Source organism: Aeribacillus sp. FSL K6-1121 (assembly GCF_038003725.1).
Taxonomy (GTDB): Bacteria; Bacillota; Bacilli; order Bacillales; family Aeribacillaceae; genus Aeribacillus; species Aeribacillus composti.
Genome location: NZ_JBBOPS010000001.1, coordinates 2,944,007 through 2,970,000 on the forward strand (window position 1 = coordinate 2,944,007; position 25,994 = coordinate 2,970,000).

Below are 25,994 nucleotides of genomic sequence, written 5' to 3' on the forward strand. Positions count from 1 at the left end.
TTCAAAGAAGATGCAAAATACTGTTCCATTGAATAATGGATGCCTTTCCTTTACCGTGATATTCAATAATAGAAACCCCTGTATTGTCCATTTTTATTTTGCGGTAATGCGAAAAAGGTAATCCAAACCATTGCGTTGCAGCAATACGGTTTACTGTGTTATGAGCTACAACAAGCACATTTTTATCTGGATATGTTTTCGATGCCTCTTCAAAAAAAGATTGGATCCGATTATAAACTTGACTTGCAGATTCTCCCGTTTCCCCGGCAAAACACTCTGCCGGATTCGTTAACCAATCTGTCCATGAATCCTTATGTTCTCTCTCAATCATTTGTACCGTTTTTCCTTCCCATTTCCCGAAGTCAATTTCTACAAGACGCTGATCTTCAATAACTGGCAAACCAAACTCTTTGCTTATAATTGCAGCTGTTGCCGATGCTCTTACTAGAGTTGAAGAAAAGACCGCGTGAAACTTTACGTGCTTCAGCGCTTTAGCTGCTGCTTCCGCCTGCTTAATCCCTTGCTCTGACAGTGAAACATCCGTCCTTCCGCAATATTTGTTGCCATCCCGATTCCATTCCGTTTCTCCATGGCGCAAAAGGAAAAATCTTGTCACAGCACAACTCCTCTCTTTTTAAGTGCTTGAATAAAGCGTTCATATCCTTCTTCATATTGTTCACTTATATGTTCTTCAAACATCACCTCTTTTTCTCTTTTCAGCATGCTCTCCCCGGCTTCTTGAATACTTCCAAAATATGAAGCTGCTGCAACAATCGCAGCCCCAATAGCACCGTCGCTATGCTTCATTTTAATAATAGGCTTCTTTAAGACATTGCTCCGTATAGTCAGCCATACATCACTGCTGCTTCCTCCGCCTGCTGTAAAGACAGCCTTCACTTTCTCACTTGACAGCTTTTCAATCATCTCGTAAGCCATTCTTTCAAGATAGGCAACACCTTCTAAACGGGAAATAAAGAGCTGTTCTTTTGTTAAACCTGGTTCGTCAAAGCCTTGTATGTCAGGAAATACAAAAGGAAAACGCTCTCCCTTTTGCCGGAGCGGATACGAAATCCACCGGCTTGGGAAATATTCATATGCTTTACTGTTTAAATAAGCTAATTCATCTTTTGAATAATCAATTGAAATCCAATCTCCCCCTGTGTTGCTCGCACCGCCCGGCATCCAATATCCATCTGGATGGCGATGGTTATAAAGTATTCCCTTCTCATCTATTATGGGCTCGTATGTAATCCCTTTTATTACTAAAGTTGTGCCAATTGTCGTGTTCCAGTTTCCAGGTGATAATGAACCGGATGCGAACTGCGACGCACAACCGTCAGTCAGCCCGAGTGTAACGCTTACATTTTCTGGCAACCCTGTTTCCTCCATACATTCCTTTGACACTTTCCCGGCAAAAGTCGCTGAAGGCAATACGACTGGAAGTGATTTAACAGGTATTTTTAAAGTTTTTTCAATATATTCCGGCCATTTTTCATTATTTAAATCATAACCGCTTTTAAATGCACTCGTATAATCGGTTATTCCCCATTTTCCCGTTAATTTCCCGATAATATAGTCAGTAGGATGCGCCCATAAACATACATCCTTTGCTATTTGCGGAAAATGTTTATGGAACCAAACAATTTTCGGCAAACCATACGAGCTGGAAAATGCCGTATAATGCCCTGCTGCAAAGGCAGCCTCTCTGCAAAGCGCTGCCTCAGATGCTGACCTGCTGTCGCTGTACATTAAGGCATTGTATAGCGGTTCATATTGTTTATCAAGGGGAATTACAGTACCTGATGTGGAAGTGACAGACAAGGAAACAACTTGATTAAGAATTTTTTGCTCCTTCAAACTATTTGCTACTTGTCGAATAGATTCAGCGGTATGCTGCCACCACATAAACGGCGATTGCTCCATTCTTAACTCGTTTCCTTTCGCCAAGTTAAAAGTTACAGTACTGGCTGCATAAATAGTTCCGTTATAACCGATTGCAATTGTGCGAATGCCCTGTGTTCCAATATCAATTCCTATAAAAATTGGCTGTGATTTGTTCATTTCATCAACCTCTGCCACACATTTTTTTCTCTTTCTATTATCTACTGATGCTTCGGATGCTAAAGCTATTAAGTGAAATTGCCGAATCGAGCACTTCCTATATTTACTTTATTTTCTCCATTAGGAGTGAAGCTTTCCTTAATCCACGAAGTCTTTATAATTTTTCAGCTCTTTTAATTCACTGATCGGCTAATTTGAGCAGCAAGAGAATTCATACTCTTGCCATATTTACGACTACTGTCTCTTAGTTAATACTTCCTCCTCATATTTTTGAATTTCTTTTAACCATTCTTCTCTTACAGGAACATTCATTTTCTCACAATAATAATCCCAAATTGCACCGAAAGGATAAGTTTTAAATTCCTCCATAACCGCCAATCTTTCCGTAAAGTTTCCCTTTTCTTGCAATTGCTTTAAATATTCATGCGGCATAAGCATTGCATATAATAAAGCTTTAATCATATTACGCGTTCCAATGACCCATGCAGCAAGACGATTGATGCTGGCATCAAAGAAATCAAGTCCGATTAAAACCTTATGCAGCGCATCATTGCGCACGATTTCAAGCGCTATTTCACGCAATTCATCATCCAAAATCACGACATGGTCGCTGTCCCACCGAACCGGTCTCGATACGTGTAAAGCAAGCCTGTCGCTATAAAGCAAAATCGATGAAATTTTATTTGAGACTGTTTCAGTAGGATGAAAATGACCTGTATCTAATAAATATATTTTATTATTTTGTAAGGCGTACCCTAGATAAAATTCATGCGAGCCGACAACAAAAGACTCAGATCCTATTCCAAACAATTTGCTTTCGACTGCATCCAAATTATATTTCTCATTGATCTCTACACTAAAAATTTTATCCAATGATTCTTTTAATCGCTTCCTTGGAGTCAATCGGTCGCTTGGAATGTCCTTATAGCCGTCCGGAATCCATATATTTGTTAAGCATGGTGTTCCAAGCTCCTTGCCAAAGTACTCACCGATTTTTCGGCTCCTAATACAGTGGTTGATCCAAAATTCTCTAATTCCCGGATCAGGATGAGACAACGTCAGTCCATCTGCTGCTTTTTCATGCGAAAATAAGGTAGGATTAAAATCCAGCCCTATACCAATTTTTTTCGCCCAATTAACCCAGTTTTCAAAATGTTTCGGTTCTAACTGATCTCTTTCCACTTTTTCACCATTTGTTTCTGCATAAATGGCGTGTAGGTTGACACGATGTTTTCCTGGAATTAATGACAGCGCTTTCTCTAAATCCTGCCTTAATTCTTCAGCATTTCTTGCCTTCCCCGGATAATTTCCTGTTACATCAATCCCCCCTGAAAGCTCGCTTGCATCTGCTTCAAATCCTTTTACGTCATCACCTTGCCAGCAATGGATAGAGATTGACGCTTGCTGCAAGTTTTCTAATACTTCTTCAATATTTATTCCCCATTTTTCATAGACTTGCCTTGCTAGCTCAAAAGATTCTTTTATAACCATAAATTATCCATCTCCTTTAGTAAACTAGTACTTTTTTCTAATACATTATGAATGTACCTTATGCTGTTTTTATGAACTGTTATGAAAATTTAGAAATTTTAAAGTAAACGGTTTCAATTTTCTTCACTAACTGTCGAACATTCCTTCACCTTTGGACAAATTAAATTCTTTAGCTTGATAAATGCCAGCGTCGGCGCCAAGGAAAGGGGGAAGAGTTCATGACATTTTTTATTTTCGCTTTTTGCATAAATATAAAAATATTCCAAACATACTAGTTGGTTTTTACTGTAATTTCAATTATATAACACTTTTGTTTGTTATTGAATATATTTTTTTATTTTTGTTCATTAGCATTGCATAAATATAGTTAGAATTTTCTGTTAATTAATTTTTGTGAATTTGTGCCAAAAAGACAAAACCTAAAGAAAGGTGGCACTGCCCATTTGGTAAATATATACAGTTAAACCAGAGGGACAACGACAAAAGGGAGATTATGGACTGGCTCGCCCATCAAATTTTCGCAACCAAACATAAGCTGGTTTCCACAGAGCTCTCTTTAACCAACGAGTAATTCGAAGTAGAGATTTCTTACTTTTCATCTCCAATTGAATGAGAACATGTAAGCAATACGTGATAAGGGCTAAGAAAATTTGATTTTGAATAGCTGTTTCACTCATCCCATAAAAGTGCTTAATTTCCACGTGTTGCTTGAGCCATTTGAAAAAGAGCTCAATAGCCCAGCGAGATCGGTAAATATCACTTATCTCTTCTGGTTTTAAATCAAATCGGTTGGTGATGAAACGAAGTAAGTTCCCTTTTGTGTCCGTAACTTCTAGTAGACGAAAGACATTTTCAGTACGATTTTGTGTGGTACCAATGTAGACCATTTTATCGGATAGAACGTGACAATCATCAGGAAGTGAAAATGTATAGACTTCACGAATGACTGCGTTTTTCTTCAGTCTTGAAACGAAGAAATAGCCATCATCTGTCATCCGATCAAAACGTTCATAGTCCACATAACCGCGGTCAAACACATACATGGCTTCTTGATCATCCACTAGGACTTCGAGTTGATTTCGGTCATGTTCTTTTGCTGTCGTAATCACTGCTTTTTCAGGATAGACGGTGTCTTTATCCATGAAAACGAGCCGTAAGTGTAGCTTTACACCAGCTTTTGTTTTACGGAATTTTGCCCATTTATAATGGGTCAAATTCAACGGGAGTGTACTTGAATCAATGATTTTCAGTGGCATATTCTTTCCGTTTTGATAATGGTGCCGTTGAATTTTCCAAACAAGATCCAAGAACAAATTTGCAAGAATTAGTGGGTTGATCTGATTGTTTTTTCGGGATAGCTGAGAGGCACTTATCGATTCAAATCCGAGTGCTTTTTGAAGATCTTCGTCTACAAGTGCATCACTCATTTCCTCTAAGCTCGTAAATTCGAGCAGCTGGGCTACCAATAAAAGTTTAATATAGGCTTCTGTTGTCAGCTTTTTTGTGTAATAGTCCTGTTTCAATTCTTTGACTTGTTCGCTAAGTTTTTGAATATTTATGGGTGAAACCCATTTACCAAATGATGAAATTAGTGTATTCTTGTCCATAATGGTTATCCTTTACGATTGGATTTGGACAGGAACCACCTGTACTTCCATTGTAAAGGATTTTTTTGTTTCGAAATCAATAAAAAATTGAACATTCTTAGTATTTTGAATCATCAGATTTAATTAGTGCAATGCTAGTGATTTTTGTTCTTTATGTTATTTCCTACCTCTGTCCTAATCAAAGAGGTGAACGCAACTTTAGCATCAATGTTTGAATTTTTGACAGATGCTCAGCTTATTTCGAACTTCTTTACAAAGTCTTATTTCCCGCTTTAATTGATAGAATTTTCATTATATAATGAAAATAACATTTTTTCAGGAGGGTACATAATGGAAGGATTCCGTTTTTCACACCGCCTGCGGGTGCGCTACTCAGAAATTGACGGACAAAAAATTGTCTTTAACGCCCATTACTTGACATATATTGACGTTGCGGTTATTGACTATTTTGAGGAAGTGTTTGGGCGGGATCTCGAGGAGCTTGCCCAAGAAAATATATTTGATATTGCAATGGTCAAATCAACGCTGGAATATAAAAAGCCAGCCCGTTTTAAAGATACGCTTGAGATCTGGTGCCGAACATCACGAATTGGCGGCTCTAGCCTGACAATGGAGTTTATCATCACAAAAGCGGGAGAAAAAGACCCGCTGGTTCAGGCTGAAGTGATCTATGTCAATTATGATGCCGCCGCTGGAAAATCGAGAGCGATTCCTGATTTCGTCCGTCAGCGAATTAAAGAATACGAACCGGCAGTCAGCCTATAAACGAAATACAAACGTTTAGACCTATAGCTGACTCCTTGCGCCCTTCAGACAGGGGGTCAGTTTTATAAAACTTTATCTGGACTTTTTGGAGCATTTAATAAAATCACCCCGCCAATGATCAATACTAGACCAACTAATGTAATAATATTAAATGGGTCCCGCCATACTAGAACACCAATTAACGCTGTAAAAGCTGTCCCCAGCCCCGACCAAATCGCGTAGGCCAAGCTTAACGGAACTGTCTTAAGACATAACGACAAACAATAAAAAGATAATCCATAACCAACTATAACACCAATGGAAGGGAAAAAACTTGTAAATCCATCTGACAATTTAAGCATTGTCGTACCAAATACTTCGCTGATAATAGAAATTCCTAATGCGATATAACCTTTCATACAATTGCCTCCTCTCTCATCGTTAATGAGAACTGCTGAGTTTCAAAACAACCACTCCACAAATGATTAGAACTAAGCCTAAACATTTTTTAAGATCAATACTTTCTTTATAAAAGATAACACCGACTAATGCAGTTAAAGCCGTACCGACGCCTGACCATATCGCATAAGCCGTACCAAGCGGTATTGCTTTTAGAGATAAAGATAAGAGATAAAAAGCTGCACCATACCCCATTACGACTCCGATGGAAGGAAACAACTTTTTAAATCCATTTGATACTTTCAGCATTGAACTTGCAAATACTTCACTTATGATGGCTACTGCCAAAATTACATATTCCTTCATGTGAATCCTCCTAAAACTTAACGGTCCTTCGCACTTTTGTCCTTTTTGATATAACAATTTGATAGTCTTTGAAAAATACGTTTTGACTGACCTGATAAAATCCAATCCATCGCTTACTCACAGTCATGCACGCAGACTCTCGTCTTTTCACCAGCAACTAGTACAAAATACTAGGAAAAATCATGTCCGCAACATTACGTGGAGAAGAGTTAGAAAAAAAGGAATTCCAGAAAGGTCCAAGGAGATTTTTACAATGGATCTAACGTCTAATCAATAAATGGATCCCCTTGAAAATGGCCACCCACACTATAAATGGTAAGTTCATCGTTTGATGAACTTGAACTTCGTAATCATACATTTCTAAAAGATTTTTAAATATCGAAGAAATTTTGTTCGCTGTCAGAATGACCTCTTTTCCATTACTAATCGTTATCGTTTTAAATGCAAGAGTAGAGTTTATATGAAAGCTGTTCTGGCTATAAACCATTCGAAGCTCTTTAAAAATAGATTTTTTCTTATGAAGTGACAAATTTTTAATTCGTACAATTTCTTTTCCGTCTGGTTGAAGCACAACAAAGGCGTTATGTATGAAATGTTCTTTTGTAGATATTGCCTTATATTCTTCTTTTCCAGAAAAAAACGAATACTTTCCAATTGGAAAGCTCCATTTAGGATGAAGCAACACTTCTTCATCAGTCTGTATTTCACGGATACGAGTTTTCGTTAAATCCATAAATGAATCTTTAAAAATAAACGAATAAGTCATTTTTTCTCTCCATCTTTGTCAAATCCTTTATACTGCTTCCCATTAATTGAAAAAGAATTTCCTTCTACGCATATTTTATCACAGGTTTTCATCATTCTTTCTTCCTCTTATCTATCCACCTTCTCCCCCCTCACCCTTCGACTCCCATACAGCTACAAGGCTTCGAGAGAATAGAAGATATCATCAATTTTCCACAAAAGAAGAAGCCGAACATGCGCCTGGTGATCAAGTTCGACTTCTTGGACACTTTTTTAAACATGAAAATAAAGATCCGCACTGCGGTGCATATCGAGCTATCGCTTCCCGTTAGTGGTACTCGGAAGCATTCGCTGGCTTTCCAGCATCCTGTACTTCTCCGATATATCGCCAGGCATCTGGCTGTGAGCCATCAAGATCATAAAAACCATACACTTGCGCGAGCTGACCGCTTGACACAGATTGACCGTTCCAGCGAGCAACCTTCGGATCACCGGCTAAAGCGGCCGGCAAAACGCGGCGTTTCCGAGATGATGAATTGGGGTTCCTTTACAAGGGCATCACGCCAGTTTTCTTCTGTCATACCATAGTGATCAAGCATAATTTCAGAACGCATCCAACCCGGAGTCTGCTACGGCGGTGCATTGATATGGTAAAAGCTTATGGACTAAAGACTTTACCATACGAATGACAGACATCTTGGCTAGATCGTAGAACAGTGATAAACGGTAGTTTTTCTCGTTGTATTCTGCCGTGCCATCCGTTATCTCAACGACCAGCCCGTTCTTATTTCGGATTAACAGGGGTAATGCAAAGTGGAGCGTCAAATACTCTATCTGCAGAGGCATCAAAAGAACGTTTCATCGTTAAGGTTATTGTAGATGTACTAACCATTCTCATCACCCTTTACAAAATAATGAATTTGTTGCAAATACTTTATTTTTTCTCCTTTTTTGCTTTATTCAGCTCATGTTCAAGAACGTCAAACTGTCTGTTCCAAAAACGTTCATAAAATCGAAGCCATCTGTAGCAGTAGAAAACGATTTGGAGGTAAGACGACAAATATGCGTTCGTCCTTGCACAGTCCTTTCAAGCAGGGCTGACCGTTCTAATGTTTTGATATGCTTAGCAAAGCTGCTAAAGACATATCAAAAAGGTTCCGCCAATTCCCATACTGTTCGGTCATGAGAGGCAGTAGACGAACTATTTCTCTTCGCGTCAGATCAGTTAGGCTTGAAAGATGTTGTCTAGTAAGTATAGAACTTGAATTTATTCAACTATTAGTTTAACTATTTCTGTACAGTAATTACTTTTAAGTTCAGATGCATGATAGTAATTCTTTTTTATATCCTGCCCGTTAAAACCGGATATTTTTCTGTACAATCATGGGGCTGTCCAGAAAGTCAGATCCCCATTGAAAACAAAAAATCATAAACACCGATATATCAACGTTTCTAAAACATTAATGGGGGCGTCAATAAGCCGTAAAAACGAATTATTAGACACCCCCATCACCTATTTTGTTAAATTTCTCCTTTTTAGCAGGTGAAACGCTTATAAGAAGTGAATTCATTATATGAGGAAAAATGGCAGATAGCATATAAGGAGAGATATAATGAAATTTTTTACAAAAGAATGGTATGACAAAATGCAGAAGGCGCACCTGCTTACAATTCCCGAGTCTGATGAAGAATGGATGGATTTTATCAAAAGCTTTGAAGAAGACGGCGAGGATGTTTACGACTATTTGCGGCAAGATCTTGAATCTATTAAAGACGAATTATTGCAAACATTGCCGGAAACATTTCATCCCTATATTCTGGACGGCACCATTAATCAGCCGACACTGCCAAAGGAAGTGCGGGACGAACTCATCATTTGGTTGAAGGCTAAAATTGAGGAATGCGAAAAAGTGTTAGATGAAGCGAATAATCATTTTGAACATATTCGCGAAAATCTGCCGGAAGAGCTGATCAGCATTTTGGAAGATGGATTACATGACGCAGAATTACAATATATCCATCGCGATTACGATGCACTCAGATTAACGTTAAATGGGGAAGGCAGTTTCAGCAAGGGGGATGCCATCGTTATTGAGATTACTGGAATCAAGGAGGAACAATCCGAAATACCTTTAACACCAGGTATGTTTTGGCTTTATGAAGAAGGGGATCTTAATAACAAAAGCTTCATCTTAAGTGTTTTATTTGACAATCCGATGACGGAATGGAAGGTAGCTGCAAAACAATTTTCCATTACCCATTTTTATAAAACACAAATTTTTCACCACGATCAGGAATTTGAGAAGGAAAATCATAGCCGCCATAAAGCAAAAAAAGAGAGACATAGTCTTCCTTACAAACTGCCGGATCAGTATGCGTCTTTCGTGACTGCTTTACACGAAGGAGAAGCGGAGAAAATGTATTTTTTAACGGAAAAGGAAGCTATAGAAATCGACCGCTTTTTATCTCTTGAGGAATTGAAATTAGAAGGCAGCGTCATCCCGATTGCAGTTTGTACCAATGGAAATATTGTCCTTCACCTTGAAACTCAGAAAATATTTTATCTTGGTGCAAATACAGAGGAGCTAGCTGAAAACTTTGAAAAATTTTTAGAAGGACTTTATTCAAAACAGTTCGTGGATGAAATGCCCCTATTATCAGAGCCGTTACCGACGGAAGAATTGGAAAGCGCACTGTTCAGTGAAGACTTAGAGCTGATCATACGTGCATGGAACACCATTGTTCAAGAACCAGAAAAACATATACCATTAATAGAAAAAACTCTCCCATATTCTTTACAGCATGAAAATGAAGAGATACAACTAATCGGTGAAGTGTATATGGACCATATTCTTTCCTTCAACATTTTGTCTGAGCAATTCATCAATAAACTGAGAAAAAGCACTTAGGAACGAATGCTAAAAAGGCAAGGCTCTTTCTAAATGATCCTGCTCCATACCCCATCGAATGAATTTGTACAACAAACTTATGGTTCCGGGGCTCATGACCTTTTCACCGCTTCTACTAATCGAGTAGGAGGGGGTGACTAACCCCCGACCTCTCACACCACCGTACGTACCGTTACTTCTGCCTTCACGGCTCGGGGCTTTCACCCTAGAGATTATTACACTCTGCCGGGCGTACAAAAATAGCAGCACAGACTTGGCCGTAGTCTGTGCTGCTAATCTTAATATGTTTTATTTAAAACGGATTTGGGGTGTGCTAAAAGTACGTTTTATTTGTTGATCAGTTACTATTTATTTTAAGTAGCAAGTGTCAAGTAATCTACTAATAGACAGCGTCCCGGATTATTTCAAACTGCGGTTCAAGAAAGCTTTCGTTCGTTCAAACTTCGGGTTTGTAAAAATCTCAGTCGGAAGTCCGGATTCGATGATTTCCCCGTTGTCCATGAAAATGACTCGGTTTGCAACCTCCTTGGCGAACCCCATCTCATGTGTCACCACAATCATCGTCATGTGCTCTTCAGCCAGCTGCTTCATTACTTGCAGTACTTCGCCGGTTAACTCCGGGTCCAAGGCGGAAGTAGGTTCATCAAACAGCAGGATTTCAGGGTTCATCATAAGCGCACGAGCAATGGCGACTCTTTGTTTTTGACCGCCCGAAAGTTTTGCAGGATAAGCTGATGCCCGATCGGAGAGCCCGATTTTCTTCAGAAGTTCTGTGCTGCGTCGTTCAATTTCCGCATTTAACTCCTTCTTTACTAGCCTAGGAGCAAGTTCCAAATTTTCTTTAACCGTGAGGTGAGGAAAGAGATTGAAATGTTGGAAAACCATTCCCATCTTAGAGGTGATCCGCTTAATCTCCTGCGGTTTTGAGTAAATCCCGTCCTTCACCAAATAATCCCCGGATATACAAATGCTGCCTCCGTCAATTTCCTCAAGATGGACTAGGCTACGGAGCATTGTACTTTTACCAGAGCCAGATGGTCCGATCACAGCAATTACGTCGTTCTTGTTAACATCAAATGTTATCTGTTTTAATACATCCAACTTGCCATATGATTTTTTGAGGTTGGATACTTCAATGAGAACCACACTCACTACTCCTTTTTAATCAAATTTGAACCGTCGTTCGAGCCACTTAAAGAGAACAGTTAATAAGAGCGTCATGATCAGATAAATAATGCCTGCGATGAAGAAAGGCACGATTGTAAAATCACGGTTCACAGCAGTCTGTGCATAGTGTAATAATTCTGGTACGGCAACAGCATAGAGCAGTGCGGTATCCTTAACTAGTGTAACCGATTCGTTAGCGACGGCAGGAAGTGCGATGCGGAACATTTGTGGAAGTATGATTCGCGTCATCGTCTGCCATTTATTCAAGCCTAGGACTTGTGATGCCTCATACTGACCTTTATCAATAGCCAGCAAACCGCCGCGGAAAATCTCGGCAAAATATGCAGCATAGTTCAATATAAAACCCAAACAAGCTGCGACAAAGCGGTCTAATACCAAATAATCTCCGATCACAGGGATCATCGGCAGTCCAAAACATATAAAAAGCAGCTGAAGCAGCAATGGGGTGCCCCGCATCACATATATATAAATCTGTGTAAGCCACGATAAAGGCTTAAACCTGCTTCTTACAGCAAGTGTTAGTATGAAGCCGAGCGGAATTGACAACACAATGACGATCAAAAACAGGAGAACCGTCATCTGTGCGCCTAGCAGCATCGGCTTAATGATTGAGTTGAAATAATCTACGGACATGAAAGAATTCCTCCAACAGCAAAACAGGGTTTCTCAAGGAAATCCAAGTTTGGTCTATTTTACTTTAATACCTTATTTTCGCCAAACCACTTTTGCGAGATTTCGGCGGCAGTGCCGTCCTCATTCAGCTCATCGAGAGCTTTTTGCAGTTTATTCAGCAGTTCCTCATTACCCTTTTTAACACCAATTCCATATTCTTCTTGTGCAAGGGATTCATCGAGCAGTTTATAAGTATCTTTTTCTTTCGACATGTAATATTTAATGACAACTTCATCAATCACTACTGCATCAACACGTTTTAGCTTTAGATCCTTCAATGCCAGAACATTGTCGGCATACTCCGTAACCGTCTTGATTTTCGATTTAATCGGATTTTTATCCAACGCATCGGCTGCAGAAGATAGAGATTGAAGACCAACCACTTTGCCTTCTAGATCATCAAGTTTAGAAATGTTTGAATCAGCAAGTGTGACCACAACTTGTGCATTTTTCATATAAGGCTTTGTAAAAAGAACCTTCTTTTTGCGCTCCTCCGTAATGGTATACCCGTTCCAAATGAGATCGATCCGTCCGCTGCTTAATTCAGATTCTTTTGTTTTCCAATCGATCGGCTGAAATTTTACCTTTGTTCCCATTTTTTCGGCAGCTGCCTTGGCGTAGTCAATGTCAAACCCTACAATTTCATTATTCTCATCCCGGAACCCCATAGGTGCAAATTTATCATCTATTCCAATTACTAGCGTTTTGTCTTTTTCCTCCGATTTGGAGCATCCTATCAGGAGCGAGAATAACGCTGCCATAGTTAGAATAAACATTGCTAATCGTTTCATACTGTAGATAACCACCTTTAATTTATTTTCATTTTGTTTTTAACCTATTGCATGTCCAAAAAATTTAAATGTCCCCCACTACTAATCACAATTAAACCATCCGTAAATGCATCTGCAATAGTTCGGACAACATTTGCATCAAATAAGCTCAAAAAAGCATAACGATAATTGCTATAAAAACGCATCTATGAAGATATCTGCGAGTGTACTTTAATTCGATAATATATTAGAGTAATAAATTAACATAAAATAAAAATAACACAACATAAAAATGAATGTCAATGGATATTTTTAGTTCATTAGCATACTAAAGTATTTGAGAATCATAGTTTTCTATACATATAATTGTATGTTCAATGTTTGATTTGCTTTTTAAATCTCCACCATAAAATCAGGGCTCGAATGACTTGATCGATTACAATGGATAGCCATACTCCTGCTATTCCTAAATTTAATTGGATGCCCAATACATATACACCTACAATACGAATGACCCACATGCCGACCGCTGTACTGTACATGGGGCTTTTTGTATCTCCTGCTCCTTGCAAAGCTCCAGTCAACACCAATCCCATAGCTAATGCTGGTTGGGCAAAAGCATCAATTCTTAATGCCGTAGTAACCATCTCAATAGCCTGTTTATCTGTTGTAAACCAGGTAGCAAGCCAAGGAGAAAGAAAAAACAACAGAACACCTATAATAGACATAAATAACATGGCGATATAAGTCGTCAGCATTCCATATGTATAAGCCTCTTTTTCAAGCTTTGCCCCAATATGCTGCCCTACAAGTGTTGATGCTGCCGCAGCTAAGCCATATCCTAGCATATAGGAAAATGTTTCGATATTCCCGGCAATTGTATGAGCTGCATACGTTTCCGTTCCAATTCGAACAATTAATCCAAAGTAAAACACTTGCCCTAAACGCATAATTAAGCGTTCAATTGCTGCAGGAGCAGACAGCCTCAAAATAGGCAATGTGAATTTCTTTATATCCAAAGAAGATTTCTGAAATAAAGAAAATGATATAGACGATTTTTGAATGTAATAATAAAGAGCGATGGCTCCCAGCACTCTTACAATGACTGTCGCCCAGGCTGCTCCTGCTAAGCCCAACCCGTGAAATCCCAATAAACCAAAAATGAAAAAGTAGTCCAAAACGATATGGATGATATTAATCCACCAGCTTACTTTCATCGGTGTTTTTGTATCGCCAGCAGCTCGTAAAATACTTCCAAAGATAAACATTAAAGAAATAAAGACAGACGGGACAGCTACAATCCGAAAATAAACAGAAGCGTCTACTAAAACGCTTGGTTCTGCTCCCATAATACGAAGTAAAGGTTCTGTGAAAAATAAGGTGATAAGACCAAAAAATAAACCTATAAAAAAAGAAAGAATGGTTGACTGCTTAGCAACGGCTTTTGCTTGGCCAATATTACCAGCACCGACATGACGTGCGATCAAAGAAGAAGCCCCTACTCCAACTGCCATGAAAATGGCAATATATACGGCTAGAACAGCATTTGCCACGCCTACTGCTGTGACTTCGTTTAATCCTAATTTTGATACAAAAAGTGTGTCTACAAATCCTACCACTGTTTGCAAAATATTTTCGATCATGGCAGGAACAGCTAATGCTAGGATGATCTTTATTTTTTGTTTTGTTGATCGCTCCTGACTGATACCCTCTGGAATCATCAAAAAGTTAATCCCCTTATCGAATGAAATTCTCTAATGCTTTTTTTAAATCGTTTAATACTTGTTCCTCATTTCCTTGATGAACAGCATTTACTAGACAATTCTCCATATGATCAACAAAAATTACTTTTGCTGCATTATCTAACGCTTTCCTTACAGCCGCAATTTGCAGAAGAATTTCAGGACAGTCTCTTCCTTCTATCGCCATTTCTTTAATGGAACGAACATGTCCCTCAATTCGCGCTAATCGATTAATGACCTGCTTGCGATATTTATGTTCGTGATTTTGATGATGGTGGTTTTGACACATATTTCATTCCTCCTTATTATAATAATATCCCCCTAGGGGGGATATGTCATTTTAAATTTTTTTTACCTTTTCAAAATATAAATATGCTGTTCAATTTATAGTTAACATAATGGTCACAAAAAACCCTTTAGGCTCCAAGGGGTTTCTTATTGATGTAAACTTCGTTGATATTTACGTGCAACCAAGCACATCTTATATCTGCATAGAAAAAGCTGGATTTTAATATAGGGCGATATTGTGAGAGCAACTTTGTAAAGTATACAAGTCCTATGATCACTCTTCACAAAACATACTAAGATTAGTATGTTTTTTTGTCATAGAAAAACTCCCCTAGTGAAGGGGAGCATATATTTTAAGACAGCCTTTACTTTTTCTGAAAAAATTATTATATCCATTCTTTTTGTTAGGATTATTGTTTTGCGCCAAATGATGACTTATTATGAGCGGGCCATGTTGCCCGTTTTTTATTTGTTGCAATGATGTAAACGGCGGCAACTGCGATCAAGACTGCAATCAAGGAACCGAGATTAAATATTCCCTTTTCGGAGTACCATGCAATCGAGTATCCAATCGAACCGGCCATTAAAGCATAATACGTAAATGGGAGCAATGTTTTTCTAATAACTTCTCCTTCTTTTCCTACCAACCCGACTACTGCCGAAGCAGCGACGACATTGTGTACACAAATCATATTCCCAGCCGCACCACCTACCGCCTGAAGGGCAACAATCCAAGTGGGATCAACACCAATTTGGGAACCTACATTATATTGAAATAAAGAAAACATCATATTACTGACCGTGTTGCTGCCAGCTATAAAAGCGCCCAGTCCACCAATAAATGTGGAGAAAAAGGGCCAATAATTGCCCGCCAGCGCTGCTACTCCGTTCGCCAATTCAATTGGCATTTGATCATAACCTGCAGCACCGCCGCCTGAATTTAAAAACACTTGAACCATTGGAACGGTAAAAATTAGCGCGGTTGAAGCTGAGATCATCGTTTTCCCTGAATGCATCCAAGCACGTTTGTATGCGCTTCCATTCATACCGTGAATAAAAAAGGTAATCAGTGACGCAACAATAAAAATTGTTCCTGGTGAATAAAGCGGTTGAAAGCTAGCCGTAATATTTGTTCCAAACATATTCCGAATCTCAATCGTCCACGCTTGCAGCCATCCGCCGATCGGAAGCGATTTCAACCTGGTTGCCACTAAAAACAGGCCAACTAAAATATACGGAGTCCAAGCGCGAATCATGCTCATCTTGCCGTTCTTGTGTGCGATATCTTTAATCTCAATTTTTCCTATCCAATCCGGATCCCATTTAGACTTTTCTTCAAAATCCCATACTTCTTCTTGAGATGGCATTAAAAAACCTTTTTTCGCAGCGGCAATAACGATTGCTAATCCGACCAAGCCGCCAACCATGGAAGGAAATTCAGGGCCAAGGACATTGGCAACGATGAGATATGGTATCGTCATTGTAAAAGCCGCAAACAAGGCAAATTTCCAAACTTTAATTCCTTCAGAAAACGACTTGTTTTTTCCAAAAAATTTGGTCATTAGGGCTACAACAAATAATGGAACAAGAGTGCCCGTTATCATATGAAGAATAGCAACTTTCGCTCCAATCAAAGTGACCAACGACAACAAGTTATCAGTAATCGTTGCATCAGCGGATAATCCTGATTGTACGCCGACAAGAATCGGTGTGCCGACAGCACCGAATGAAACGGGTGTGCTTTGTATGACCATGCCCGCCACAACGGCTGCCATCGCTGGGAATCCCAATCCTACTAATAATGGAACAGCAACTGCAGCTGGTGTACCAAAGCCTGCGGATCCTTCAATAAACGAACCAAATAACCATGCGACAATAATTACTTGAATGCGCCGGTCTGGAGAAATATCGGTGAACCCTTGCCGGATTGTTTTAATTCCCCCACTTTCTTGCAAAGTATTTAAAAGCAAAATGGCGCCAAAAATGATGTACAATAGTGTAGCAGCTACAACCAAACCATTTATGGAGGCAGCTATTACATTGGCTGCTGATACTTTCCAAACAAAGAGCGCAAGTATGACGGCCACAACATATGAAATCGGCATCGCTTTGCTAGCTGACCATCGAAACCCAACCAAGAAAATTCCGACGATTAAAATTGGAAGAAGCGATAAAAAAGCCAACAATCCAGTACTCACAAGAGATTTTCCCCTCTCTTATTCAAAATGTAATTCACCCACATGAATGGAAAATCATTGTACACTCATTATATCTTTTATTTTTTTAATTATCAATATTTTCTGAATTTTTTATCATTAACTAATTCCTTTGTTATGTAATAATCAAACCCTTGCCCTATTTGAAAAGTTGGAGCGAAATCCAATTCAAATAAGGCGAAGGTATTACTCAAGCATATTCAACAAAACCAAGCCGAGCAGAAATTTGCTTTCCTATTTCAATCATCCGCGGCTGAAGTTGTTTGAGCCTCTCATCTGTCATTCGAATGGTTGGTCCTGATACGCTCACGGCAGCAATGACCTTCCCCAAATGATCAAAAATTGGGGCGGCAATACAACGAATCCCATATTCGTTTTCTTCTAAATCTAGTGCATATCCTTGTTGTTTTACTCGAATGAGCTCTTTCAAAAATGCATCCTTATTCGTAATCGTATTTTTCGTATGCATCGGCAACCCTTTTCTGTCAAGGATGTCTAAAACGACACTTGACGGCAAATTGGCGAGAATGGCCTTCCCTACAGAGGTGCAATGCATTGGGGCACGCTTTCCGACTTTTGAATGCATGCGCAGCGTTTCATTTCCTTCCAATTTTTCAATATAAACGACTTCTCCTTGGTCATAAACAACCAGATGGATGACTTCGTTCGTCTCATTTTCTAATTTTTGCAGGAAAGGTTTTGCTTCTTTGCGAAGATCAATCGATTCTAATAGTTTCGAACTGATTTCCAAAAATTTATACCCCAGTTTATATCGTCCTGTTTCGGAATCTTGTTCAATATAGCCGTACCGGGCAAGTGTAGATAAGATTCGATACACGGAGCTTTTGTTGATATCAATCTGATTGGCAATCTCTGTGACGCCTAAACCTTCTTTTTTTAAGCTGACAAGTTGAATAATGTCCAACGCCCTGCTTACAGACTTGACCATATTGTCCCTTTCCACAGCCGTTCACCTTCTAAAATCTTGGCGGAATTTGCTAGAGTGCAAATTCCGCCATATAAATTTTCTTGATTCCCTTATATTATGACAGGAAGAACAAAAACTGCCAAGTTCTTTCTGTTCCATTATTCACTTTATCATTTGAATACTAAGATTGTTTCCTTCATAACGTGTTAACACGTTTTTTTGCAGCAACAACGGTATTTTTTAATGTGCCGATTCCTTTCATTTCACATTCAATTACATCTCCTGCTTAAACTAAATCGGCTCCAACCGGACTTCCTATTAAAAGGACATCACCGGGTTTAAGTGTCATGACAGATGATAAATAGGAAATCATTTTCCGAATGGAAATAATCATTAATTCCGTTGAACTATCTTGTTTTTTAACACCGTTCAACTTTGCTTCAACATGAATGCGAAATGTATCAAGTTCTGTTTCAATGACAGGGCCAAGGGGAGGAAATGTGTCAAACGATTTACCGATTGTCCAATGGCCATCTTCATGGAAAACTGCGGCGCCGTTACGTCGTTGCCCACCGTGTACCCAAATACATAATTCAATGCTTCTGATTCCGGCACCATTTTCGTTTGTTTACCGATGACAATTGCCAGCTTAGATTCAAACTTTACCCTGTCTATTCCCTCTGGAATAACAATCTGTTCTTCAGGACAAATAACGGATTTTTATGAACTTCCAGCGCCTTTTCCCGAAGGTTTTTCATACATTCAACTCCTTCATAATAAAACTTTTCATTCATAACCAAAGCCGCGCAACTAAAGATTTTGATCGGTTTTTGTGCATGGAAGATGTAGCTTTTAAATAGAAGGCACCCTTTGGTAGGATGCCTTCATGATGAGAAGTTATTGTTTTACAGCATATTTTGCTTTTGCTTCAAGACGGCGGCGATGCAAAATCGGTTCTGTGTAGCCGTTAGGTTGATCATAACCTTTAAATACGAGGTCACACGCAGCTTGAAATGCGACGGAACGGTCATAATCTTTTGACATCGGGCGGTAGCCAGGTTCATTTTCATTTTGCTTGTCGACTATTTTCGCCATCCGCTTAAGTGTTTCAAGAACTTGTTCTTTCGTAACAATGCCGTGATGCAGCCAGTTTGCGATATGCTGGCTTGAAATCCGCAACGTTGCCCGGTCTTCCATCAAAGCAATATTATTAATATCCGGAACTTTTGAACAGCCGATTCCTAACTCCACCCAACGAACAACATATCCTAAAATTCCTTGTGCATTATTATCTAACTCTTCTTGTATTTCTTCAGGGGTCCAATTCGGGTTTTCTGCAACCGGAATTTGTAAAATTTCATCACGGAGATCTTCAATCGTTTCAGCCAATTTGTTTTGGACATCTGTTACATTTACTTGGTGATAATGGAGAGCATGCAATGTAGCCGCTGTTGGTGATGGCACCCACGCAGTATTGCCGCCTGCTTTTAGATGGCCAATCTTTTGCCTGAGCATTTCCGCCATCATGTCCGGCATTGCCCACATGCCTTTTCCAATTTGCGCACGGCCTTGGAAGCCGCTTTGTAAACCGATATAGACGTTTGAGCGTTCATAGGCTTGCAGCCATTGAGATGTTTTCATATCATTTTTCCGAATCATCGGACCTGCTTCCATTGATGTATGGATTTCATCGCCAGTTCGGTCCAAAAACCCTGTGTTAATAAATACAACACGATCTTTTACTTCCCGAATACAAGCTTTCAAATTCAAAGTTGTGCGCCGTTCCTCATCCATCACACCAATTTTCAGCGTATTCCGTTTTAATCCCAGCAAATCTTCGACGCAGTTAAATAGCAGGTTGGCAAACGCCACTTCCTCAGACCCGTGCATTTTAGGTTTTACAATGTAGATCGAACCTTTCCTGGAGTTTTCAAATTTGCCATTTCCTAAAAGGGAATGTTTAGCAATCAAACTTGTTACAACCGTATCCAATATTCCTTCTGGGATCTCTTCTCCCTCTCCAATGAGCACTGCACTATTTGTCATCAAATGCCCAACGTTACGAATGAGCATAAGTGAACGACCTGGGAGAGTGAACTTTTCTCCTGTTTTGGATGTGTATGTTCTGTCAGCATTAAGCGTACGTGTAATCGTTTTATCGTTTTTTGTAAAAGTAGCTGTCAAATCTCCTTTTATGAGGCCAAGCCAATTGCGATAAACAAGCACTTTGTCTTCCGCATCCACTGCCGCCACAGAATCTTCGCAATCCATAATCGTTGTAACAGCCGCTTCCAATAGAATATCTTTAATTCCCGCATCGTCATGTTTTCCAATTGGATGGCTTCGATCGATCTGGATTTCAATATGAAGACCGTTGTTCTTCAATAAAATGGCAGATGGTTTATCCGACTCTCCTCTGTAGCCTACAAACTTTTCTCTTTCTTTAAGAGCGGTTGTCTTGCCATTCATTAAAGTGACAAGCAAATTCCCGTCTTCAACTGCGTATTGAACAGCGTCTCGGTGGAAATGTTCTTGCAACGGCACTACTTCATCAAGGAAGTTTTTCGAAAAGGCAATGACTTTTTCCCCGCGAATCGGATTATACTCTCCTTTTCGTTCAGCCCCATCTTCTTCGCTGATGACATCCGTTCCATAAAGAGCGTCATAAAGGCTTCCCCATCGGGCATTGGCGGCGTTAAGAGCGTACCGTGCGTTATTAATCGGCACTACTAACTGCGGCCCGGCTTGTAGAGCAATTTCGTCATCGACATTTTCTGTTGTAATCTTAAAGTCTTCCACTTCTTGTTCTAAATAGCCGATTTCCTGCAAAAATGATTTATAGGCTTCAAAGTTGAATTTGTTGCGATGTTCTTTGTGCCATTCGTTGATTTTTTGCTGGATTTCATCACGACGCTTAAGCAAATTTTTATTAATAGGTGTCAGTTCATAAACAAGGTTCTCAAACCGAAGCCAGAATTCATCTTTTTCCACACCGCTTCCCGGCAATGCTTCATTGTTGATAAAATCATACAAATTTTCAGCTACTTGCAAATTGCCGACTTTTACATAGTTTGTTTTCATGGGCACAATTCCTCCTTTAAATGTTATAATTGTTGTTTGTTATTACGAAACACTGTTTCGTTATTGTTTAAAAAAGGATAACATGATGATGGAATCATTTCAATAATTTTCTTAAAATTCTTTTTTATGATGCTGTAACAGATTTCCCCTCTTTTTTCACTTCCAAACAACGTCCCGGAGTTGGGAAGAGCTTCCCGGCATTTAATAAATTTTTCGGATTAAATACTTCCCGAATATCCGTTTGCGCCGCTATTTCTTCGTCGCTAAAAATGAAGCGCATCTCTTCTCTTTTCTCGATCCCTACTCCATGTTCACCTGTAATCGATCCGCCGGCATCTGCACATGCTTGCAAACAGGCGCTGCCAGCTTTTAAAGCCTTTTCTGTTTCGCCCGGTTTTCTGGCATCAAAAAGTACAAGCGGGTGCAGATTGCCATCACCAGCATGAAAGATATTTGCGATGCGCAGACCATACTCTCGACTAATTTCGTGAATTCTGTTTAACACTTCGGGTAATTTGCTGCGGGGAATCACACCATCCTGAACTAAATAATCAGGAGAGATCGCCCCCATTGCGCCAAATCCAGTTTTGCGGTTTGCCCACCATCTAGCTCTTTCCTCTTCACTTTGTGCCACTTTTACTTCTCGAACATGATTTCTCTTGCAAACTTCTAAAATTTGATGGATTTGCTCGTCTATACCTGCGGATATTCCATCCACTTCAATGAGCAAAAGCGCTTCAATGTCTTTTGGATGGCCGACAGGAAACGCTGCCGCTTCAACCGCTTCTATTGCTATTTGATCCATCATTTCAAGGGCTGCTGGTACAATTCCGGCAGAAATAATGTCCGATACGGCTTGACTGCCATCCGCAACGTTGTCAAAATAAGCGAGCACCGTTTGCTTTGCTTCCGGGTTTTTTAAAATACGAACCGTTATTTTCGTCACAATTCCTAAAGTTCCTTCTGATCCTGTTAAAAGTCCTAATAAATCATAGCCCGGTGCATCAGGTATTCCATCCTTGCCTATTTCAATGACTTCGCCATTTGGCAATACCACTTCAAGCCCTAAAATGTGATTTGTCGTCACACCATATTTTAGACAGTGTGCACCGCCCGCATTTTCACCGACATTTCCGCCGATGGTGCAGCAATATTGGCTTGATGGATCAGGCGCATAATAATATCCTTTGTCCGAAATGGAGTTCGTCAGTTTTAAGTTGACAAATCCAGGTTCCACTACTGCACGCCTGTTTTCAAAATCAACGCTTATAAGGCGTTTCATTTTTACAAGACTAATGATTACTTCCCCATTCAACGGGATCGCCCCGCCGCTGAGACCAGTTCCGGCACCGCGGGCAAGGAACGGCAAATCATGTTCGTGGCAATATTTCACAATCTTTGCGACTTCTTCTGTATTATTCGGGAAAACGACTGCCCTCGGCAAACGACGATGAATGGTAAAGCCATCGCAATCATAAGCTAATAAATCTTCTTTTTTATACAAGATGGAACGGTTTCCTTCAACAATGTTTGCAAGGTTTTTTATATGTTTGTCATTTGTTCTTATCCCTTTTAGAGACATTCCTCTCCCTCCTTTAGCCGATCTTCTTTTTGGTACGCCCAATCCAGCAGCTGTACGGTATGAACAATTTTTTGATTTCTTCCGTTTTTTTGAACACCCATCGCCATCTGCAGCATACAGCCGGGGTTTCCCATTACAATCATTTCTGCTTCTTTTGGAACATTCTTCATTTTGCTATCAAGCACTTCTTTAGCCATCTCCGGATTTGTTATATTGTAAATGCCAGCACTGCCGCAGCATCGGTCGGCATTCGCCATTTCAACCATTTCGACCCCAGGTATATCAAGAAGAAGGCTGCGAGGTTCGTCACGAATGCCCTGTCCATGAGCTAAATGGCATGCATCATGATAGACAACACGAGCCTTGATTTCGGCGATGGGCCTTTTATAACCAGTGTCATAAAGGTATTTTGAAATGTCTTCCACCTTTTTTGAAAATGTTTCAGCTTTTTGGCGCCAAACGGGGTCTTCACGGAACAGCTCCGGATATTCTTTTAACATACATCCGCAACCGGCAGAATTTACAATTACTTTTTCAGCATGTTGGAATGCTTCAATATTTTGTTTCGCTAATTTTCTCCCCATTTCCCGGTCGCCTGCATGAACATGAAGAGCCCCGCAGCAAGTTTGATTTTGCGGAATCATAACGTCATTTCCATTTCGAGTTAACACATTAATTGTTGCTTCATTAATTTCGCTGAACATGACATCCATTACGCAGCCAGTTAAAAACGCAACCGTACTTTTCGTTTCTCCTTTTGCTTTAATGACTTTTTCATGTTTGTACTTTTTCCGCACAGGCTTTTTCACTTCCGGCATGATCGCTTCCATTTCGGCTAAATGCTGCGGCATGATATTGATCAGCCCTGTTTTACGGACAAACGTTTGCATGCCGCTTTTTTGATACAATTTCAACACATTTCCTAACGTGTACAAGCGATTGTGGTGCGGAAACAAACTATGCAAAAACAGATGGCTGACCGCCTTTTTCCAGCCTTTTAACGGCATGGCTTGGCGGATTTGACCGCGCGCTTCTTCTATCAATCCCCCTACATCGACGTCCGCAGGACAAGCGGTAGTACAAGCGCGGCAATCAAGACAAGCAAAGACAGGATCCATAAAATGTTCGTTCACTTCAAGCTTTCCTTCTGCGACTGATTTAATCAAATGGACGCGTCCGCGGGGAGAATGCTGTTCCTGACCCGTGATCTCATAAGTTGGGCACGATTCTAAACACATACCGCAATGGACACAATCCGCCCATTTGTTTTCATCAGGCGGATCACTCCAAAGGTAATTGCTGAAGCTGTTGGTTTGACAGGCTGGTTCTTTGATAAGATCACTTTCATTTAATCCCATATTTAAATCCCTCCCACAAATCGCTTCGGATTGAGAATGTTGTTCGGATCAATCTTTGTTTTGATTCCTTTGAAAAGAAAGAAATATGGCGGATTTTCCCCCCAAACCTCTATTTTCTGGCGTAACATAAACGGCAAATGTTTAATGACTGCATACCCATTGAGCTGCTTTACAAAATTCCTTAAATGCTGAATTGCTGAAATGACGTTTTCGCTGCCGCCTCTTAAAACGATTTGACACAATCCGTGGCCTAATCCACCGTGGGCTTCGATAAGCAAATTGTGCGTATCCTGTAATAAATGGCTTTCCCTAATAACTTTTAGGACATCTAAATTGACAACTCCGATTTTCAATACTGCTTCAGTCTCCCCTGTCTGATTAGACACCCTGCCATTCGGGCTGATTGTATAAAAAGATTGCCAAAACTTGCGCGCTTTCTCTTGAGCAAGAATGGTCATTTTCGTTTTAGGAGGCTGAATGCTTTTTAGAAAAGATTCTTGGTAATGAACCGAACTTTCATTATCTTCAAAACTAATGGCCAATGTATAAAATTTTTCACCCGTTAGCTTTTCAGCCAAAGACGGACTTATCAGCTCCAGTGAGACAGGTTCCATCTGCGAATCTAAAAACGCCGCGGCAAATGATCGCATTTCAGTAAAATCTCCTTCTGTAAATGATAAAAGAACATTGCTTTCATATTTTGGCAAAGGACGGAGTTTTAAAGTGATTTCCGTCAAAACCCCCAAAGTGCCCATGGAACCGACAAAAAGTTTGTTCATATCATATCCGGCGACATTTTTCACGACCTTTCCGCCTGTTCGGATGACCTTGCCATTTGGATAAACAACTCGAAGCCCGATGACTGCATCTCTGGCGGATCCATATGCCAAACGTTTGGGACCGCTTTCATTCGCGGCGATAATACCGCCGATGGTCGCATAATCCGGCCAAGCAGGATCTAGAGATATTTTTTGGTTATGTTCTTCTAAGTACTGCTGCAATTCTTGAAATGGTGTACCTGCTTTCACTGTTAATGTCATATCTCCCACTATATGCTCGACGATTCCTTTTAGATTTGCTAAGGAAAGCAAAATATCAGCCGAATCAATTAGACCGCCAAACCCCCGCTTTGTTCCTCCGCCCACAATGGAAACGGTTTTCCCATTTTTGTTTGCATATTGCAAGATGTGTGAAATTTCGTTTTCAGTTTTTGGATAGACTGCGACTTTTCCGCCATTTCCAAGTGGATGACCTTCATTTTCCTTTACTTCCATTTGACTTTCGGGGAAAACATCTTTTAATTCTGTGTACAACTCTCCTTGGAGCAAATCAAGCACCTCCTATGTTTTGTAATAAGAAACACCGTTTCTATAAATGCGCAAAAGAACAAGCGTTTTAAATCATTTTCTTTCAATCGACTGCAACACTTCTCTTATTACACATATTTGATATGTTATATGTTTACAATTATTAAAGCACTCTTATGAAGATTTTTCAACGAATTTTTCGAATTTACAAAAAAATAAGAAAAATGAAATTCTATTAAACTTGCCGTACGTCAAGATGATCTGATGTATAGCCGACCTATCTTTTTTTCCCTGCAATATCCTATCAACGTAAAAAAGAGACTGAATTGAAAAAGAATTTTTTTATGGTCCTTTCCAAACAGCCTCTTTTGAACAAAAATTATTTTGTATCTGGAAGAAATATGGTACAAGCGGCAGCGGAAAATCTTATTATTCAGAATAGCCCGAAATGATAGCCCTCGGAAAAGAAATCCAGTTCTTGGGTAGAATAGCGCTTAAAACAACACTTAAACACGCATGCCTGGAAGTTCAAACGTTAGCT

General features: G+C 39.7%; 20 protein-coding genes and 2 pseudogenes. 2 read left to right on the forward strand and 20 right to left on the reverse strand.

Annotated features, from left to right (window positions below):
* Position 1 precedes the first annotated feature (1 nt).
* From NSQ61_RS14295 to NSQ61_RS14310, 4 genes are all read right to left on the reverse strand, one after another.
* Entirely contained in the window at positions 2-616 is a 615-nt protein-coding gene (locus NSQ61_RS14295) for a histidine phosphatase family protein (RefSeq protein ID WP_340807412.1), read from the reverse strand.
* Positions 613-2,061, reverse strand: coding sequence for an FGGY-family carbohydrate kinase (locus NSQ61_RS14300; protein ID WP_340807414.1), 1,449 nt, complete (start codon positions 2,059-2,061; stop codon positions 613-615). Before NSQ61_RS14300 ends, NSQ61_RS14295 begins: the two co-directional genes overlap by 4 nt.
* 234 nt (positions 2,062-2,295) lie before the next feature.
* A complete protein-coding gene (gene rhaA / locus NSQ61_RS14305) occupies positions 2,296-3,552 on the reverse strand; it encodes an L-rhamnose isomerase (protein ID WP_340807415.1) in 1,257 nt (418 codons plus the stop codon).
* 491 nt (positions 3,553-4,043) lie between these two features.
* Positions 4,044-5,159, reverse strand: coding sequence for an IS4 family transposase (locus NSQ61_RS14310; protein ID WP_340806227.1), 1,116 nt, complete (start codon positions 5,157-5,159; stop codon positions 4,044-4,046).
* Between the two features lie 330 nt (positions 5,160-5,489).
* On the opposite strand from NSQ61_RS14310, the gene NSQ61_RS14315 reads away from it, so the two are divergent.
* A complete protein-coding gene (locus NSQ61_RS14315) occupies positions 5,490-5,924 on the forward strand; it encodes an acyl-CoA thioesterase (protein WP_311066768.1) in 435 nt (144 codons plus the stop codon).
* A 62-nt stretch (positions 5,925-5,986) separates the two neighbouring features.
* Here the strand turns inward: NSQ61_RS14315 and NSQ61_RS14320 are convergent, their stop codons facing one another.
* From NSQ61_RS14320 to NSQ61_RS14335, 4 genes and pseudogenes are all read right to left on the reverse strand, one after another.
* Positions 5,987-6,322 (reverse strand): DMT family transporter, encoded by a 336-nt coding sequence (locus tag NSQ61_RS14320; protein WP_066250425.1) that lies wholly within the window; start codon positions 6,320-6,322, stop codon positions 5,987-5,989.
* A 22-nt stretch (positions 6,323-6,344) separates the two neighbouring features.
* Positions 6,345-6,668, reverse strand: a complete 324-nt coding sequence (locus NSQ61_RS14325) for a DMT family transporter (RefSeq protein ID WP_066250422.1) — start codon at positions 6,666-6,668, stop codon at positions 6,345-6,347.
* Between the two features lie 259 nt (positions 6,669-6,927).
* A complete protein-coding gene (locus NSQ61_RS14330; RefSeq protein ID WP_066250419.1) occupies positions 6,928-7,434 on the reverse strand; it encodes a hypothetical protein in 507 nt (168 codons plus the stop codon).
* A 306-nt stretch (positions 7,435-7,740) separates the two neighbouring features.
* A pseudogene (locus NSQ61_RS14335) lies at positions 7,741-8,234 on the reverse strand (short-chain dehydrogenase); the annotation flags it as partial.
* 791 nt (positions 8,235-9,025) lie between these two features.
* Between NSQ61_RS14335 and NSQ61_RS14340 the strand changes: the two are divergent.
* On the forward strand, positions 9,026-10,321 hold the full coding sequence (locus NSQ61_RS14340) for a DUF4085 family protein (RefSeq protein WP_066250413.1): 1,296 nt from the start codon (positions 9,026-9,028) through the stop codon (positions 10,319-10,321).
* A 399-nt stretch (positions 10,322-10,720) separates the two neighbouring features.
* Here NSQ61_RS14340 and NSQ61_RS14345 read toward each other — a convergent pair whose 3' ends face one another.
* From NSQ61_RS14345 to NSQ61_RS14400, 12 genes and pseudogenes are all read right to left on the reverse strand, one after another.
* Positions 10,721-11,467 carry an amino acid ABC transporter ATP-binding protein gene (locus tag NSQ61_RS14345; protein WP_066250409.1) on the reverse strand — a complete coding sequence of 249 codons (747 nt, stop codon included), beginning with the start codon at positions 11,465-11,467 and terminating at the stop codon, positions 10,721-10,723.
* A gap of 15 nt (positions 11,468-11,482) precedes the next feature.
* Positions 11,483-12,142, reverse strand: a complete 660-nt coding sequence (locus tag NSQ61_RS14350; protein WP_063386499.1) for an amino acid ABC transporter permease — start codon at positions 12,140-12,142, stop codon at positions 11,483-11,485.
* Between the two features lie 59 nt (positions 12,143-12,201).
* Positions 12,202-12,972, reverse strand: a complete 771-nt coding sequence (locus tag NSQ61_RS14355) for an amino acid ABC transporter substrate-binding protein (RefSeq protein WP_063386498.1) — start codon at positions 12,970-12,972, stop codon at positions 12,202-12,204.
* A 353-nt stretch (positions 12,973-13,325) separates the two neighbouring features.
* On the reverse strand, positions 13,326-14,672 hold the full coding sequence (locus NSQ61_RS14360; protein ID WP_340808135.1) for an MATE family efflux transporter: 1,347 nt from the start codon (positions 14,670-14,672) through the stop codon (positions 13,326-13,328).
* Positions 14,673-14,688: 16 nt separating this feature from the next.
* A complete protein-coding gene (locus tag NSQ61_RS14365) occupies positions 14,689-14,982 on the reverse strand; it encodes a metal-sensing transcriptional repressor (RefSeq protein ID WP_063386497.1) in 294 nt (97 codons plus the stop codon).
* A 409-nt stretch (positions 14,983-15,391) separates the two neighbouring features.
* On the reverse strand, positions 15,392-17,179 hold the full coding sequence (locus NSQ61_RS14370; RefSeq protein WP_144596922.1) for an L-lactate permease: 1,788 nt from the start codon (positions 17,177-17,179) through the stop codon (positions 15,392-15,394).
* 208 nt (positions 17,180-17,387) lie between these two features.
* Positions 17,388-18,161, reverse strand: coding sequence for an IclR family transcriptional regulator (locus NSQ61_RS14375; RefSeq protein WP_063386495.1), 774 nt, complete (start codon positions 18,159-18,161; stop codon positions 17,388-17,390).
* Between the two features lie 250 nt (positions 18,162-18,411).
* A pseudogene (locus NSQ61_RS14380) lies at positions 18,412-18,836 on the reverse strand (fumarylacetoacetate hydrolase family protein).
* Between the two features lie 186 nt (positions 18,837-19,022).
* On the reverse strand, positions 19,023-21,206 hold the full coding sequence (locus tag NSQ61_RS14385; protein WP_340807416.1) for a malate synthase G: 2,184 nt from the start codon (positions 21,204-21,206) through the stop codon (positions 19,023-19,025).
* A gap of 124 nt (positions 21,207-21,330) precedes the next feature.
* Positions 21,331-22,788, reverse strand: a complete 1,458-nt coding sequence (locus NSQ61_RS14390) for an FAD-binding oxidoreductase (RefSeq protein ID WP_311066762.1) — start codon at positions 22,786-22,788, stop codon at positions 21,331-21,333.
* Positions 22,779-24,146 carry a (Fe-S)-binding protein gene (locus NSQ61_RS14395; RefSeq protein ID WP_066250396.1) on the reverse strand — a complete coding sequence of 456 codons (1,368 nt, stop codon included), beginning with the start codon at positions 24,144-24,146 and terminating at the stop codon, positions 22,779-22,781. The genes NSQ61_RS14390 and NSQ61_RS14395 overlap by 10 nt, the downstream gene beginning before the upstream one ends.
* Positions 24,147-24,148: 2 nt before the next feature.
* Positions 24,149-25,420 carry an FAD-binding oxidoreductase gene (locus tag NSQ61_RS14400; RefSeq protein WP_340808137.1) on the reverse strand — a complete coding sequence of 424 codons (1,272 nt, stop codon included), beginning with the start codon at positions 25,418-25,420 and terminating at the stop codon, positions 24,149-24,151.
* Between the last annotated feature and the right edge of the window lie 574 nt (positions 25,421-25,994).